The organism is Streptomyces sp. NPDC057271 (assembly GCF_042668715.1).
GTDB lineage: Bacteria > Actinomycetota > Actinomycetes > Streptomycetales > Streptomycetaceae > Streptomyces.
Genome location: NZ_JBHUYJ010000039.1, coordinates 49,553 through 64,833, shown reverse-complemented (window position 1 = coordinate 64,833; position 15,281 = coordinate 49,553). Strand labels below are relative to the sequence as shown.

13 protein-coding genes are annotated in these 15,281 nt (G+C 72.0%); 1 reads left to right on the top strand and 12 read right to left on the bottom strand.

Annotated features, from left to right (window positions below):
• From ACFUJR_RS19670 to mshD, 9 genes are all read right to left on the bottom strand, one after another.
• The coding region (locus ACFUJR_RS19670) for an APC family permease (RefSeq protein ID WP_383450586.1) at positions 1-870 on the bottom strand (870 nt) is incomplete at its 3' end.
• Positions 870-1,979: a 50S ribosomal protein L11 methyltransferase gene (locus tag ACFUJR_RS19665; protein ID WP_383180384.1), complete on the bottom strand. Its 1,110-nt coding sequence runs from the start codon at positions 1,977-1,979 to the stop codon at positions 870-872. The genes ACFUJR_RS19670 and ACFUJR_RS19665, both read right to left, overlap by 1 nt.
• Positions 1,976-2,344 (bottom strand): Rieske 2Fe-2S domain-containing protein, encoded by a 369-nt coding sequence (locus ACFUJR_RS19660; protein WP_383180381.1) that lies wholly within the window; start codon positions 2,342-2,344, stop codon positions 1,976-1,978. The genes ACFUJR_RS19665 and ACFUJR_RS19660 overlap by 4 nt, the downstream gene beginning before the upstream one ends.
• Positions 2,341-3,699 (bottom strand): iron-containing redox enzyme family protein, encoded by a 1,359-nt coding sequence (locus tag ACFUJR_RS19655; protein ID WP_383180378.1) that lies wholly within the window; start codon positions 3,697-3,699, stop codon positions 2,341-2,343. Before ACFUJR_RS19655 ends, ACFUJR_RS19660 begins: the two co-directional genes overlap by 4 nt.
• Positions 3,700-3,828: 129 nt before the next feature.
• Complete coding sequence (locus tag ACFUJR_RS19650; RefSeq protein WP_383180375.1) at positions 3,829-5,859, bottom strand: BTAD domain-containing putative transcriptional regulator; 2,031 nt, start codon at positions 5,857-5,859, stop codon at positions 3,829-3,831.
• 616 nt (positions 5,860-6,475) lie between these two features.
• Positions 6,476-7,441 (bottom strand): ABC transporter permease, encoded by a 966-nt coding sequence (locus ACFUJR_RS19645; protein WP_383167943.1) that lies wholly within the window; start codon positions 7,439-7,441, stop codon positions 6,476-6,478.
• Positions 7,438-8,322 (bottom strand): ABC transporter ATP-binding protein, encoded by an 885-nt coding sequence (locus ACFUJR_RS19640; protein WP_383167940.1) that lies wholly within the window; start codon positions 8,320-8,322, stop codon positions 7,438-7,440. The genes ACFUJR_RS19645 and ACFUJR_RS19640 overlap by 4 nt, the downstream gene beginning before the upstream one ends.
• Positions 8,319-8,702: a GntR family transcriptional regulator gene (locus ACFUJR_RS19635; RefSeq protein WP_352191354.1), complete on the bottom strand. Its 384-nt coding sequence runs from the start codon at positions 8,700-8,702 to the stop codon at positions 8,319-8,321. The genes ACFUJR_RS19640 and ACFUJR_RS19635 overlap by 4 nt, the downstream gene beginning before the upstream one ends.
• Positions 8,703-8,801: 99 nt before the next feature.
• On the bottom strand, positions 8,802-9,728 hold the full coding sequence (gene mshD / locus ACFUJR_RS19630) for a mycothiol synthase (protein ID WP_383167935.1): 927 nt from the start codon (positions 9,726-9,728) through the stop codon (positions 8,802-8,804).
• Between the two features lie 323 nt (positions 9,729-10,051).
• Between mshD and ACFUJR_RS19625 the strand changes: the two genes are divergently transcribed.
• Positions 10,052-11,872: a bifunctional metallophosphatase/5'-nucleotidase gene (locus tag ACFUJR_RS19625; protein ID WP_383167932.1), complete on the top strand. Its 1,821-nt coding sequence runs from the start codon at positions 10,052-10,054 to the stop codon at positions 11,870-11,872.
• Positions 11,873-11,958: 86 nt separating this feature from the next.
• Here the strand turns inward: ACFUJR_RS19625 and ACFUJR_RS19620 are convergent, their stop codons facing one another.
• The 3 genes from ACFUJR_RS19620 to ACFUJR_RS19610 are packed head-to-tail and all read right to left on the bottom strand — an operon-like array spanning position 11,959 to position 15,187.
• Complete coding sequence (locus ACFUJR_RS19620) at positions 11,959-13,386, bottom strand: sensor histidine kinase (RefSeq protein ID WP_383167928.1); 1,428 nt, start codon at positions 13,384-13,386, stop codon at positions 11,959-11,961.
• Positions 13,383-14,108 carry a response regulator transcription factor gene (locus ACFUJR_RS19615; protein WP_383167925.1) on the bottom strand — a complete coding sequence of 242 codons (726 nt, stop codon included), beginning with the start codon at positions 14,106-14,108 and terminating at the stop codon, positions 13,383-13,385. The genes ACFUJR_RS19620 and ACFUJR_RS19615 overlap by 4 nt, the downstream gene beginning before the upstream one ends.
• Positions 14,109-14,128: 20 nt before the next feature.
• Positions 14,129-15,187 carry a S1C family serine protease gene (locus ACFUJR_RS19610; protein ID WP_383167922.1) on the bottom strand — a complete coding sequence of 353 codons (1,059 nt, stop codon included), beginning with the start codon at positions 15,185-15,187 and terminating at the stop codon, positions 14,129-14,131.
• Positions 15,188-15,281: the final 94 nt, after the last annotated feature.

The following is a 15,281-nucleotide window of genomic DNA, read 5'->3' as shown; positions in this document are numbered from 1 at the left end:
CTCCAGGACGGCGACCACCGGTGCCTCGGAGAGCAGCGGGTCGTCGGGTGCGACGACGAGCTGGACGGCGAGGGATATGCCCAGGTAGAGAGCGACGACGATGACGAAGGTGATGCCGATGACGAGCGGGAAGTCCCGCTTCGGGTTGCGGTACTCCTCGGCCGTCGACGAGACCAGCTCCCAGCCGGTGAACGCGAAGAACACCAGGCCCACGGCGGGCAGGGCGGCCAGCCACTCGGTCGGCGGGACCACGTCGCCGTGCAGGGAGCCGGAGTCCACCATCGCGGGGGCGAAGGCGACCAGGGCGAGGAGCAGCAGCAGCCCGATGCTGACCGCCGACTGGATGCCGCCGGCCAGTCGGGAACCGGCCGCCTGGAGCAGGCCGATGACCGCCAGGTAGCCGAGGGCCACCCAGCCGCCGATGCCGCTGTCGCCGAGGAGCGCGGCGACGTAGTTGCCGCCGCTGATCGCCATCGCCGCTCCGCCGAACGCGCAGGCGCCGATGAGGATCACCGACGCCACGGTGGAGCCCGGCGCGCCGAACGCGGCCTGGGCGAAGCCCTGGACGCCGCCGGCGGTCGGGTAGCGGGCTCCGAGCCGCGCGAAGACGACGAGGAGCGGAAGGACCACGACGGCTGCCGAGAGCCAGGCGTACACGGCGCTGGAGCCGACCTGGTCGTAGGCGAGGCCCGGCAGGACGAGAAGTCCGCTGCCGATGATCATTCCGGTGGCGACACCGACGCCCTTGGGGACGGTCAGGGTCTTGTGGAGTTCCGAACTCGGCTCTTCCGGACTGTTTTTCGTGGAGCCGGGTTGGCCGGTGCTCGGCTTGCGCTCCTCGGACGTCTGTCCCTCATTCGTGACTGCCATTACCTCACCTGGGTGTGTGGGACCTTGCTCGCGGGGCCGACCAGCACGCGCGTGCCATCATGCGCGGCACGGAACCCGAGTGGGGAGTCCTTCTTCAGCCGCCAGGGCTCCGGAAGGGTCTGAATGGCTTGCTTCCAGTGGGAGCCGGTGTCCGAAGGGCTGTTGGAGAGCGTGATGCCCTCGGCCAGATCGAGTTCGAACCACATCACGACGGCGTGGGCGGCGCCGTTCTCCAGCGGAGCGATCTCGAACTGCCGTGAGGTCGGTTCGATGTCCTGGGCGAAGTCGAAGCGGAAGATCTCGACCGGGTCGGTGAGCGGGCGGTGCCGGTAGTTGGTGAGGGTGGTGGAGAAGTACTCCAGCGAGGTGAGCGAGGCGAAGGGGCTGAAGTCGAAGCCCTCGACCTCGCCGACGTGGTTGAGCGAGTGCAGCTCGGGGCTCTCCACGAACTGGGCGAAGAGACGTCCGGAGCGGGGCAGGACGGTCGCGTCGGGGGCGAGCAGCTCCCGCCGGGCGTGCTTCAGCGCGGGTACGGCGAACTCGCCGAGCAGCGCGCAGTCGAAGATCTCGGTGACCAGGACGTCGGCCCGGCGCGGCAGGTCCACGCCGACCCGCAGGTCCGTGGAGAGTCCGGAGACGACGGTGACGACGTCGTCGTACCCGTTCTGCCGGACGATCTCGCGGGCGGTCGCGGAGACGACGTCGACGGCCTCGACCGTGACGACCCGCTGCGCGCCCGAGCGGGCGGCGAGCAGCGCGAGGAGACCGCCGCCGGTGCCGATGTCGAGCACCAACTGCCCGTCGCCGACGACCTGCTGGATCGCCTTGGCGTACGCCTGGTTGCGCTCGGCGTCGTTCATCATGCCGAAGTGCCAGCGCGGCACGAGGGCACGCACGGCGCGGTTGATCTCACGCCGGTAGCGCTCGCCGTCGCCGTCGGCGTCGCAGCGGGCCGCGGCGCTGAACAGGTCGTAGGCACGCTCGTACTGGCGATGCGCCATGGCCTCCTCGCCGAGCGCGAGCAGGGTCTGGCAGGGGTCGGCGGAGCCCGCGGGCCGGCGGGGGGCCACCAGGTCGAGGGGGGTGTCTTCCGTGGCGGTGAGGGTCATGCCGCGTTCACTCCTGCTCGGACCATGGTGTGGATGGGGACCGGCGTCTCGTCTCCGGCGGGGAGGTACACGGTGACGGTGTGTCCGACGCGCACGGCGGGGTGCGAGCGGTCACAGAGCCGGTCGACCGGGAACAGGCCGCCGTGCCAGGGGCAGACGAGCCTCCCCTCTTCGACCTCGCCGAGGTGGAGCGGACCGCCGCGGTGGGGGCAGCGGCTGCTCAGGACGTGCACGGCGTCGTCGCGTTCCATGACGAAGTAGATCTCGTCGCCGGCGACGAGCGCGTTGTGCTCGGTGCGGTCGAACACCGCTTGTGTGCGGGGCTTCGCGGGTGCGGCCGCGGCCCCCTTCGTACGGGCGCTCACGCGGCCGGTCCGGTGGCGACCTGGGTGCGGGACTCGGCCCGGACGCCGTAGAGACGGCCGGCCGGGACGACGACGGACCTGCCCTGCGGCACGCGCAGCGGGTCGCCGGTGGCTGACGTGTACAGCAGGGCCTCGCCGCCGCGGACGTGCAGGCGGGTGGCGACGGAGGCGACCTGGGTGTCGAAGGGGCTGTCGCTGTCGAGCTCCACGACCTCCCCGGCCGGTGCCTCGGTCTTCGCCGGTGCGTCGGAGACCACCGGGTCCCAGGTGAGCTGGGCCAGCAGGTCGGCGCCCGCGAGGCGGTCGAGGAGCTGGATCTCCTCGACGCCCTGGAGCAGGCCCCTGACGGCGACGGGGCCGTGTTTGAGGGCGAGCGGGATGAGCAGGTCGTCGATGGCCATCCGGCCGTGGTGCTGGTCGATGTGCGCGTGCTCGTCGCAGTAGCGGGTGTCGACGTCCTTGCCGTACACGTCACGGAAGACCTTGGTGAGGTCGCCGAACCAGGCGGCGAAGGTCGCCTCCAGGAAGGCCATCGCGCCGATGTAGCGGAAGAAGCCGGTGCGGTTCCGGGTCGCCCAGTAGAAGTAGTTGTTGATCGCGATCGAGCTGGGCAGGTAGAAGAACCAGTAGTGGTGCGAGGTGGTGGCCATGCCGACGCTGGAGCAGAGCTCCATGAAGAGCGTGCTGTGCTTCGCAGGGAAGACGCCGTAGCCGAACTCGTCGACGAAGATCTTGAAGAGCTCGCTCTGCTCCGGTCCGAACGCGCCGCCCAGGTTCTGCGACATCGCCGTGGCCTCGGTCAGACCGTCGAGCGCCATCTGGACGATCTGCGTGCCGGCGGCGGTCCTGGGTGAGGTGGCGGAGCGGATCGCGTCGAACACGGGCCGGTTGCCGGGGCTGTTGGCCAGGTCGACGGAGCGGCGCAGGTGGGCGCGGAGGGTGTCTTCGTCCCACTGCCCGGTGACACCGACGGAGTCGTCCAGGAAGCCGAAGGCGAAGCGCTCCGCGTCGGGGCGGATCCGCTCGCCGGAGAGCCGGCTCTCGGATTGGTAGAAGGCGTTGAAGTCGTCCTCGAACTTGCGCAGTCCGGCGGCGGGCAGGAACAGCGCGTCGCTCTCGTAGACGTTCATCAGCAGACGGTTCGCGAGCAGGCTCCGGTCCGAGGCGAACGTCTCCTCGACGAGGGGTGTGCCCCAGTCGATCCCGGCGATGCGCTCGGGGTTCAGGGGGCGGTGGCACGGGTTGTCCTTGATGAACGGTTCGCTGGTCGAGCGGAACTGTGAGAAGCGGCTGTACCGGACGCTCTCCTCGGTCAGGTTGCCGAAGGCGCTTTCCGGGCTGGTGCTCGTGGTCATCGTGGTCGTGCCCCTCCGTTACTGCACAGCGACAGTCGTCGTGACGCAGGCGATTGTGCGCAGGGGGATCTGAAGAAGATCTGAAGAGTGTCAGGGTCACGTTCTTCAGTCCCGGGGGTGCCGGGCGTCTCAGCTGCGGGCGAGGGCGTCCGGGAGGCAGCAGCCCGGGAAGCCGTCGTCGTGGATCGGGGTCATCAGGAGCGTCGAGCGGGCGGTGGGCTGGTCGGCGGCGGCCGCGCGCTCGGACGCGTAGATGCCCACGAGTTCGTCGAGGCGGTACGCGTCGGAGCCGCTGCGCTCCAGGAGGCCCACGTCGGCCAGGGCGTCGAGCCTGCGCCGGGCGGCCGCCGCGTCGCCGTCCGCGAGGGCGGTCGCGTCCGCGGGCCCGATGGTGTCGCCGGGCCCGCCGGTCCCGGCGACGGACCTGCCGAGGGCCCGGAAGAGCCGGGCCGCCTCCGGAGAGAGGGACAGGTAGCTGGCCTCCAGCGCCTGACGCACGCTGGCCTCGCCGTCCCCCTCGACGCTCAGGTGGTCGAGCCGCGTCCAGGGGTCCTCGTACCGCTCCGCCAGCTCCCGCGGGCACAGGTGCGGGTTGGCCGCCAGGGTCCCGGCGGCGATCCGGATGCCCAGCGGGAGCCGGCCGCAGTACTCGGCGAGGCGTTCCACCGCGGCGCGCTGTCCGGCGCACCGCTCGGGGCCGAGGAGGGCGACGAAGAGGTCGGCGGCGGTCTGCCGGTCCAGTGGACGCAGTCCGACGCGCCGGGCGCCCTCGCGGGCGACGAGCCCCCGCTGGAGTCGGCGGCTGGTGACGATCACGGCAGAGGGGCCGGGCGGGACGAGTGGGCGTAACTGGTCCGCGTCGGCGGCGTCGTCGAGGAGGAGCAGCGTCCGCCTGCCGTGCATGAGGGTGCGGTAGAGGGTGACGCGTCCTTCGAGGTCGTGGGGGAGCCGGTCGTGTTCGACGCCGAGGCCCTGGAGGAGATGGGCGAGTGCGTCGAAGGCGGAGCGGGCGCCGCCGTCGCCGGTGCCCCGCAGATCGACGTACAGCTGACCGTCGGGAAACCTGTCCGCGTAGGCGTGGGCGAGTTCCAGGGCGAACGCGGTCTTGCCGACGCCCGCGGGCCCGTCGACGGTCAGGATCGGGGCCGTGCTCCGGCACCGGGCGGTGTCCTGGTCGAGCTTCTGCCTGGCCTGCTGGAGCTCCGGTTCCCGGCCGATGAAGACACGGGCCGTGGCGGGGAGCTGGTGCAGGGGGCGGCCGCCGGGCGGGGAGGTGGGGCTCCGCCGGGGGATCGGGGCGGGTCCCTCCGGTCGGGGCGCCGGGAGCGGCGAGGGCCGGTGCGTGGAGGGCCTGAGTGCGTACGTCCGGAACGGGGCCGATCGGGACGCCCGGGGAGAGGCGGACGGCCGGGGTGGCCTGGACGGCCAGGGTGAACCGGACGAACGGGGCTGCGGGGGTGTGACGGAGGGCCAGGGCGAGTCGGCCCGGGACGCGGCCGGTGTCGTGGGCGGGCTTTCGGCGGCGGCTTCGCCCGCCAGTATCCGCTCGTACAGTTCGCGCAGTTCCCGGCCGGGGTCGATGCCCAGTTCCTCCCGCAGGAGGGTCCGCGCCTCGTCGTACGCCTGGATGGCGTGGGCCTGCCGGCCGCACCGGGACAGGGCCAGCATGTGGAGGTGGCGGAGCCGTTCGCGCAGCGGCTCCTGGGCGATGGCCTCGGAGGAGGCGACGATCGCCGCGTCGAGGTGGCCGGTGGCGATCAGCCCGGCGATCCAGCCCTCGGTCGCGGCGAACCGCAGCTCGCGCAGCCGGGTGCGTTCGAGGGCCGCGTACGGTCCGGGGATGCCGCTGAGCGCCTCGCCGTGCCAGAGGCCGAGCGCCGACTCGAAGCGGTCGCAGGCGGCCGGGGCGTCGCCCGAGGCCACCAGGTGCCGCGCCTCCTCGTAGCGGCGGGCGAAGACGGTGGAGTCGACCGCGTCGGCGGGTACGCGCAGTTCGTAGCCGCCGGCGCGGGAGACGATGAACGCGCCGGACTCCCTGCTGCCGCGGTCCGGTTCGAGGGTCCGGCGCAGCGCGGCGACGTAGGTGTGCACGGCGTTGGCGGCCGAGGCCGGGGCGTCGCCGCCCCAGAGCGCGTCCACGATCTGCGCGCGGCTGACCACGGTGCCGCGCCGGCCGGCCAGGAGCGCGAGGACGGCCCGCTGTTTGGGGGGCCCACGGTGAGTTCCCGGCCGCCCCGCCAGATGCGGAGGGGGCCGAGCAGGTGCAGGGCGAGACGGTGCGTCGGTTCGGGCATGTGCTGTCACTCCAGGACCGGGCGTCGACGGCTGGGCACGTTGACCGGTGGATCAGGAGACGGTCCTCGATGTGTCGGGGTGCTCCTGGAACGGCCCATGACCTCGCACAGCCCTCGTGGTGCACCACTGCATGACGCAGAGCCCTCCCCCGTGTACCCGTGGACGGCGCACCTGCGCGAGGCAGGGCGCGACCGCGAATGTGAGGCACGCTAGTTCGCCCGGCGCGGGGCCAAAAGCTGACACTCGGCCGTGGTTGCATTCCACCGGATATCCGGCAATAGGCGGCGGAGCGGCGAACGTGCCACCGGCAACGGCGGCATGTTCCCCGAGTCAACTCGCCATCAACCACGACATTGGGGGAGCGAGGGGGCCGCTTTCGGCGGCCCCGTCGGATGGCTCAATCACGTCCCTTGGCCGAGAGATTTCGCACAGATCCGTTCGGGCGGCTCCGCCGCTTCTCCGTCCGGACTCGTCCGCCGCGTCAGCTTCCGGCGGGCGACGACGGGTGGCGCCTGTTCAGGACCCGGAACGCGACGAGGAGCGTGACGGCGGCGAGCGCGAGGACGATGCCGGTCTCGATGAGCTGGGTGGGCCAGAAGTGCGACTCGGGGTGGTAGTCGAGGTACTCGGCGGCGACGGGCACGTCGACCCGGCAGTCGGCCGGGACGGCCTCGGGGTCGCAGAACCAGCCGGGCAGCCGGGCGCCGGTGGGGTCCAGCAGGCCCTGGTCCATGATCAGGCCGTTCTCGGGCATCATCAGGCCGGTGCTGTCGGCCACGGGCGGGCCCGTGATCGTCCGTACCGGCAGGAAGTCCCAGCGCAGCGCGCCGAGGGCCGCGAGGACGAGGCCGGTGACCAGGCCGGTCGCGGCCATGGCGACCACCGTGCGGCGGATCAGCTGTCCGAGGAGCGCGCCGACGGCGACGGCCAGCAGGACGTACGCGACGAGGACGGGGCCGGTCGCCTCGTACGGGCCGCGGTCCGACCAGTGCAGCTGCCAGGTGCCGGAGACCCGGCCCCAGCCGATCTGGTAGACCGCCATGAGGGCGAGGGTGACCGCGAGCGCCGCGACCGTGGCGGTGAGGAGCTTCGCGCGGAACCACCGCACCGGGGTGACGGACTGGGTGAGCGCGAGCCGGTACGTGCCGCTCTCCAGCTCACGGGCGATCAGCGGGCCCGCGACGAACGCCCCGACGAGCAGGGGGAGGAGGATCATGCCGTTGGCCGTGTACTCCAGGGCCAGGCGCAGGAGGCCGTACGCCCGGTTGTCCTCGGAGGGGAGCGCGTAACCGTCCACCACGCGGATGTCCGGGACCATGGAGTCCCAGATCCGCAGCCCGAGGACGACGGTGAGGACCATCGCCACCGCCGCTCCCGCGACCTGGAGCGTACGGCGGTGCTGGCGGGCCGTCACCCAGTGCTGGCCCTTCAGCGGGAGGGTGCTCATGCGGAGGCTCCTTCGGGGCGCAGGTGGGCGAGGACGAGGTCCTCCAGGGTCGGGGTGCTCGTCTGCCAGGGGCCTTCAATCCGGCCCTCCCGGCGGACCAGGGCGGTGAGCTGGCGGCCCGTGGTGCGGGACTCGACGACCGTGTGCGGGGCGAGGTCCGCGACCGGGCCGCGGAGCACGGCGTGCGCGGCGAGGAGTTCGTCGATCGCGCCGTCGAGGCGGACGCTGCCGCCGTCGACGAGGAGCAGGTGGTCGCAGGCGCCCTCCAGCTCGGTGAGGATGTGCGAGGACATGACGACGGTCGTGCCGCGTTCGGCGGCGTCCGCCATCAGGACCCCCATGAGCTGCCGGCGGGCCAGCGGGTCCAGGTCGGCCATCGGCTCGTCGAGGAGGAGCAGTTCGGGCCGCTTGCCGAGGGCCAGGGCGAGGGCGACGCGGGTGCGCTCGCCGCCGGAGAGGTCGCGGACGCGTGCGGCCGGGTCGAGCTCGGCGGTGATCCGCTCGGCGGCGGCCGTGTCCCAGCTGCCCGGGTTGAGCTCCCGGCCCATCCGCAGCGTCTCGGCGACGGTGAGCTGCGGGTAGAGCGGCTTCTCCTGGGCGACGTACGCGAGGTGCTCGCGGGCCGGGGCCCGCACCGTGCCCTCGGTGGGGCGCAGCAGTCCGGCCGTGAGGGCGAGGAGAGTGGACTTTCCGGCGCCGTTGGGGCCGACGAGTGCGCAGACCCGGCCGGCGGGGAGCGCGAAGGTGCACCCCCTCAGCGCCCATCCGTCCCCGCCCCCGCGTCCCGGTCCACCGCGTCCCTGCCCCGGTACCCGTCCGAGCCTCCGCCCTCCGTACCGTTTGCCCAGGTCCTCGGTGCTCAGGACCGTTCCGTCGGTCATGCGTCCCCCTCGAAGAATTCCTTCAGTACGGATGTGAAGAGCGCGGCCACGTCCTCGCGCTCCAGTCCTTCCTCCCGCGCACGGCGTGCCCAGTCGGCGAGTTCGCCCCGCAGGGGCGAGTCCGCGGGGCCGGTGCCGAGCGTCGCGCGGACGAAGGTGCCGAGGCCGCGGCGGGCCTCGACGAGCCCCTCGCGCTCCAGCTCGCGGTAGGCCTTGAGGACCGTGTTCGGGTTGATGGCCGTCGCCTCGACGACCTCGCGCGCGGTGGGCAGCCGGTCCCCCGGTTCCAGAACGCCCATGCGCAGGGCCTGTTTGGTCTGCTGGACGATCTGGACGTAGGTGGCGACGCCACTGCGCCGGTCGATGCGGTACTCGAGCACGTTCCTTCTCACCACCCTTTCACTAATCAAGTAGTGAAAGGGTGGTGCAAGAGAGGGGCGGTGTCAACCGCCCCCTTCTGCCAGGTGCGCCGGCCGTGCTCAGGACTCCGTGCGGTACATCAGGTCCACCTCGTGCGTGACGAAGCCCAGCCGTTCGTACACCGTCACCGCCGCCGTGTTGTCCGCGTCCACGTACAGCATCGCCGTCGGCAGCCCCTGCGCCGCCAGGTGCCGCAGCCCGATCGCCGTGAGCGCCTTGCCCAGGCCGCTGCCCTGAGCCTCCGGCAGGATGCCGACCACGTACACCTCGCCGAGCTGCTCCTCCGCGTGCGTCTTCGTCCAGTGGAAGCCGATCAGCTTCCCCTCCTTCTCCGCGAGGAAGAAGCCCTTGGGGTCGAACCACGGCTCGGCGAACCGGTCGTCGAGGTCCCGCTGGACGAGCGAGCCCTGCTCGGGGTGGTGGGCGAAGGCCGCCGCGTTGACCGCGAGCCAGGCCGCGTCGTCCTGGCCGGGGACGAAGGTGCGGACCGTGACGCCCTCGGGCAGCACCGGCTCGGGGATGTCGAGCGGCGCCAAGGGGCGGCGCAGCTGGCGCAGTTCGCGGAACAGCGTCAGGCCGAGCACCTGGGCCAGATGCCGGGCCGCGGCCTTCCCGCCGTGCGCCCAGACCCGCAGCCGCTTGCCCGAGGCGGCGAGCAGCGCGGTGCCGAGCGCCCGGCCGTGACCGCGGCCGCGGTGCGACGGGTGGACGACGAGCTCGGCGGCCGGGGCCTCCACCGGGTCGGTGTCCTCCAGCTGCGCGTAGCCGTAGAGCTGGGCGCCGACCGTGAGGAGGAAGTGCCGCACCCCCTCGCGCCGGCCGTGGCGCAGGTACAGCCGTCCCTGCTCGGACACGGCGTGGACGCCGTCGGCGCGGTCGGTCGCCTCCAGCAGGTCGAGGACGTCCGTCACCTGCTCGGGGGAGAGCTCGTCGAGAGTGTGGATCTGCCGGCCGGGTTCGAGGGCCGGTGCCGCGTCAGGAGTCATGCTCCGAGCCTACGGATCGACTTCCTCCCTGCCCTGAAGGACGGGGATTCCCCATGGGGTTTTCGGCCGGTCGCCCCGCCTGCGGGTTCCTGCTTCGCGGACTGCCGATGCCGGGGCCTCCCCAGGCCGACACGGCATGTCCAGCCGTCAGCTCCATGCACGGGGCAACCCCGCTGAAGGAAGAGCGTGGGGTTCAGCCCTTCGTATCAACCTAGTTGTAACCCGGTACCCCCTGTTGCGCTACGCGCGTTGACTCTAGGCTGCGCCCGGTACGTCAGCAGTCGACAGGCGCCGCTCACAGCGGCGCGGGGACAAGGGGAACGATGGCAGCGACACCGAAGAAGAAGAGGACAGCGGGGCGGATACTCGCCGTCGGCGCGGGGCTCGCCACCGTCGGCGCGCTCGTCGCCGCGCTGCCCGCGGGCGCCTCGGGTACGAAGGGCGGGGGCGACGAGCGCGGCCGGGGACACGGCTACGGGCGTTACGTCGACGTGCAGCTCCTCTCCTTCAACGACCTGCACGGGAACCTGGAGCCCCCCACGGGCTCGGCCGGCCGGGTCACCCACACCAACGAGGACGGCACGACGAAGACCATCGACGCCGGTGGCATCGAGTACCTGGCCACGCACCTGCGCGAGGCCCGCAAGGGCAACCCGTACTCCGTCACCGCCGCCGCCGGCGACATGATCGGCGCCTCTCCGCTGGTCTCCGGGCTCTTCCACGACGAGCCGACCATCGAGGCGCTGAACCGGCTGAGGCTCGACGTCAGCTCCGTCGGCAACCACGAGTTCGACGAGGGAGCGCGCGAGCTCGCCCGGATGCAGAACGGCGGCTGCCACCCGACCGCCGGCTGCTTCGACGAGGACAGGAAGTTCAAGGGGGCGCGCTTCCCCTACCTCGCGGCCAACGTGACGAACGAGAAGACCGGCCGTCCGATCCTCGACCCGTACGTCATCTGGGAGCGCAACGGAGTCAAGGTCGGCTTCATCGGCGTCACCCTGGAGGGCACGGCCGACATCGTCTCCGCCGAGGGCATCAAGGGCCTGAAGTTCGGCGACGAGATCGAGGCGATCAACAAGTACACCAAGGTCCTGGAGCGCAAGGGCGTCAAGTCCATCGTCGCCCTGCTGCACGAGGGCGGTGCGCCGGCCTCGGGTTCGTACAACTACGACTGTGACAGCCCCGGTCCCGGCGACGGCATCTCGGGCCCGATCGTCGACATCGCGAAGAAGGTCAGCCCGCAGGTCGACGCCCTGGTCACGGGCCACACCCACCAGGCTTACGCCTGCACGATCCCGGACCCGTCGGGCAAGCCGCGCACGGTCACCTCGGCGGCCTCCTTCGGCAAGCTGTACACGGACACGACGCTGACCTACGACCGCCGGTCCAAGGACATCGTCCGTACCGCCGTCTCCTCCGCGAACCACGTCGTCACCCGCGACGTGGCGAAGGCCGCTGACATGACCCGGCTGATCGACCGCTGGAAGACGCTCGCCGCCCCGATCGCGAGCCGTCCGGTCGGCTACATCTCCGGTGACATCGACAACCCGTCCGACGTGCCCGAGAAGCCGCTGGGCAACCTGATCGCCGACGCGCAGCTGGAGGGCATGGCCCCGGCCGACAAGGGCGGCGCGCAGCTCGCGCTGATGAACCCGGGCGGTGTCCGCGCGCCGCTGGTCCACAAGGCGTCCGGCGCCGAGGGCGACGGGGTGGTGACCTACGGCGAGGCGTACACGGTCCAGCCGTTCACCAACATGATGACGGCGGTCGACCTGACCGGCGCCCAGCTCATCACCGCGCTCCAGCAGCAGGTGAGCGGCCCGAACCAGGCGGCCCCGAAGATCCTGCAGGTCTCGAAGGGCTTCACCTACACCCTGGACATGACGAAGACCGGCGCCGACCGGATCGTGACCTCCTCGGTGAAGCTGAACGGCGAGGCGATCGACCCGTCGAAGACCTACCGGGTCGCGATGAACGAGTTCCTGGCCGGTGGCAGTGACGGCTTCGCCGTCCTGAAGGAGCACAAGAACAAGCTGGTCGGCGCGTCCGACCTGGACCTGTTCACCGCCTACCTGGGGGCCCACTCCTCCGCGAGCGCCCCGCTGACCCCGCCGGCGACGGGCCGGATCACGGTCGTCAGGTAACACCGCGCACAACGACGCCCAGGGGGCGGCGGACCGTTCCGACGGCCCGCCGCCCCTTTCGCGTCACCGGGAGTCCCCACACCCGTTCAGGCCCGGTCGAGCCCCTCGTCCGCCACGACCGACGGCGGGGGCGTCGGCGCGCCCGGCAGTCTCAGGACCGCCGCCGTGCCGCCGCCCTCGGCCGCCGCCAAGGTCACCGTGCCGCCCGCCTGGTGGACCGTACGGGCCACGATCGACAGACCGAGGCCCGAGCCGGGCAGGCTGCGCGCCGACGGCGAGCGCCAGAAGCGCTCGAAGACATGGGGGAGTTCCTCCACCGCGACGCCCGGGCCGTGGTCCCGGACGGTCAGCTCGCCCCGCATCAGGGTCACCTCCACCGTGCCCCGCGCGGGCGAGAACTTCACCGCGTTGTCCAGGACGTTCACCAGCGCGCGCTCCAGCGCCGCCGGCTCCGCCCGGACGTACCAGGGCGCCAGATCCGTGACGAACGTCAGCTCGGGACCGCGCAGCCGTGCCCGGTCGAGGGCCGACCTCAGGAGCGTGTGCAGCGGGACGACCTTGAGCGGACCCGGCTCCGCCGCGTCCGGGCGCGCCAGCTCCTGGAGGTCGCCGATCAGCGCCGCCAGCTCCGTCATCTGCGCCTTCACCGACGCCATCAGCGCCCGCCGGTCCTCGGGCGGCAGCGCCCGGCCCGTCTCCTCGCTGCGGGCCAGCAGCTCGATGTTGGTACGCAGCGAGGTCAGCGGAGTCCGCAGCTCATGGCCCGCGTCCGCGATCAACTGCGCCTGCCGGTCCCGCGAGACCGCGAGCGCCGCCGTCATCGCGTTGAACGAGCGCGAGAGGCGGGCGATCTCGTCCTCGCCCTCGACCGGGATCCGTACCGTCAGGTCCTCCGTCGCCGCCACGTGCTCCACCGCGCCCGTCAGCCGGTTCACCGGCTCGAGCCCGGTCCGCGCCACCCACAGCCCGGCCGCGCCCGCGCCCACGACACCGATCCCGGAGACGAGCAGCAGCACCCAGCCGAGTGTGGACATCGAGCGGTCGATCTCGTACAGCGGACGGGCGACGGAGACCGCGACCGGCTGGTTGGCGATCGACACGGGATACGAGTAGACCCGCATCTCCGTGCCGTTCTCGGCGTCCGTCGTGTGCAGGGCGAACGGCTGCTCGCCCCGCGCGACGGCGAGGTCCGCGTTCCGGGCGGGGATCGGGGAGGTGCCGAGCGTGCAGAGGTCACCGGTGACGGTGACGATCTGCAGGGTCTGCGCGGGCCCGGCGGGCACCGGGCGGTCCCGCGCCCCCGGGGCGCAGGAGGCCAGCAGCATCCGCGCCTGCTCGTCCGTGAGGCGGCTGCCGCGCAGCGAGGAGTCCAGTTCGGCCTCCAGCTGCGCCCGGGTCACGAACCAGCAGGCGAGCGAGACCGCCGCCACCGCCACCGCGACCGCCGTCGCCGTCAGCAGCGCGAGCCGGGACCGCAGCGGCCGCGACCGGAACCACACCACAGGACCGCTCACTCGGGGCCTCCGCCGCGCAGCACGTACCCCACGCCCCGCACCGTGTGCACGAGGCGCGGCTCGCCGCCCGCCTCCGTCTTCCGCCGCAGGTACATCACGTACACGTCGAGCGAGTTCGAACTCGGCTCGAAGTCGAAGCCCCACACCGCCTTCAGGATCTGCTCGCGCGTCAGCACCTGGCGCGGATGTGCCAGGAACATCTCCAGGAGCGTGAACTCCGTCCGCGTGAGCTCCACCGCCCGGCCGGCCCGTGTCACCTCGCGGGTCGCCAGGTCCATCCGCAGATCCCCGAAGGTCAGGACGTCCCCCTCGGGCGCCGCCTCGGCGGCGCTCGCGTACGAGCTGCGCCGCAGCAGCGCCCGGATCCGGGCGAAGAGCTCGTCCAGCTCGAAGGGCTTCACCAGATAGTCGTCCGCGCCCGCGTCCAGACCGGTCACCCGGTCGCCGACCGTGTCCCGGGCCGTGAGCATCAGGATCGGCACGGTCGAGCCGGACGCCCGGATCCGGCGCGCCGCCGTCAGCCCGTCCATCCGGGGCATCTGCACGTCGAGCACGACGAGATCGGGGGCGTACGACTCCATCCGGGCGAGCGCGTCGACCCCGTCGACGGCCTCCTCGGTCCCGTACCCCTCGAAGGCGAGACTGCGCCGCAGGGCCTCCCGTACGGCGGGCTCGTCGTCGACGATGAGGATGCGGTCGCCTTCGTTCACCGGGCCAGTCATGGGGCCAGCCTCGCACGCGTTCAGTTCGCGCCGCCGTCCCGGAGCTCGTCCAGGTCGGCCTCGAGCGTGTTCACCGGGATGGCGAATCCGAGACCGACACTGCCGGCCGAAGAGCCGTTCGAAGAACTCGGCGAGTACATCGCCGAATTGATTCCGATGATCTCGCCGTTCATATTGATCAGCGCGCCGCCGGAATTCCCCGGATTGAGCGAGGCGTCCGTCTGGATCGCCTTGTACGTCGTCTTCGACGAACCGGTGTCGCCGTTGAACTCCTGCCCGCCGAACTCGAACGGCCACCCCTGCCGCGGGTCGTACTGCTGCCGCTGGTCCCGGCCGTCGTCCTTGGCCACCGTCACATCACGGTCGAGCGCGGAGACGATGCCGCTGGTCACCGTGCCGGTGAGGCCCTCCGGGGAGCCGATCGCCACGACCTCGTCGCCGACCCTCACGTCGTCGGAGTTCCCGAGCGTGGCCGCCTTCAGCCCGGAGGCGCCCTCCAGCTTGATCAGGGCGAGGTCCTTGTCGGGGTCGGTCCCGACGACCTTCGCCTCGTACGTCCTGCCGTTCGACAGCTGGACGCTGATCGAGGATGCGCCGGAGATCACGTGGTTGTTCGTGACGATCTCGCCGTCGCCTGTGATGATCACACCGGAGCCGGTGGACTTGCCGGACGTCGAGGACGCCGAGATCTCCACGATCGAGGGCGAGACGGCCTGGGCCACGCCGGCGACCGTGCCCTTGCTGCTCGCGGAGACGTTCGTACCGCTGACGCCGGACGCCGTGGGGGCGTCGTCCGCGGTGATCTGCTGCACCAGGGTCGCGGTGCCGCCGCCGACGGCCGCGGCGGCGATCGCCACGGCGACGAGGAGACCGACGCCCCGCCTGGCGCGCCGGCGCGGGAGAGGGGCGGCCGCGGCGGGCGCGGGCGGGGTCGGGGGAGTGACCGTCGGAGGGACGTGCCCCCCGGACGGCCAGACCGTCGTACCCGGCTCCGTGATGACGGGCTGCGTCGGGTCGTACGGCGGCCTCGGGGGCTGCGGCGGGTGGTACGGCTGCTGCGGCTGCTGGTGTTCCGTCATGCAGGAAACTCTCGGAGCCGTACATGAGAGCACTCTGAGGACGGCCTGAGAAGCCCGACAGAACCCTGTATGCCCCATATAAAAGGCAAGGGGG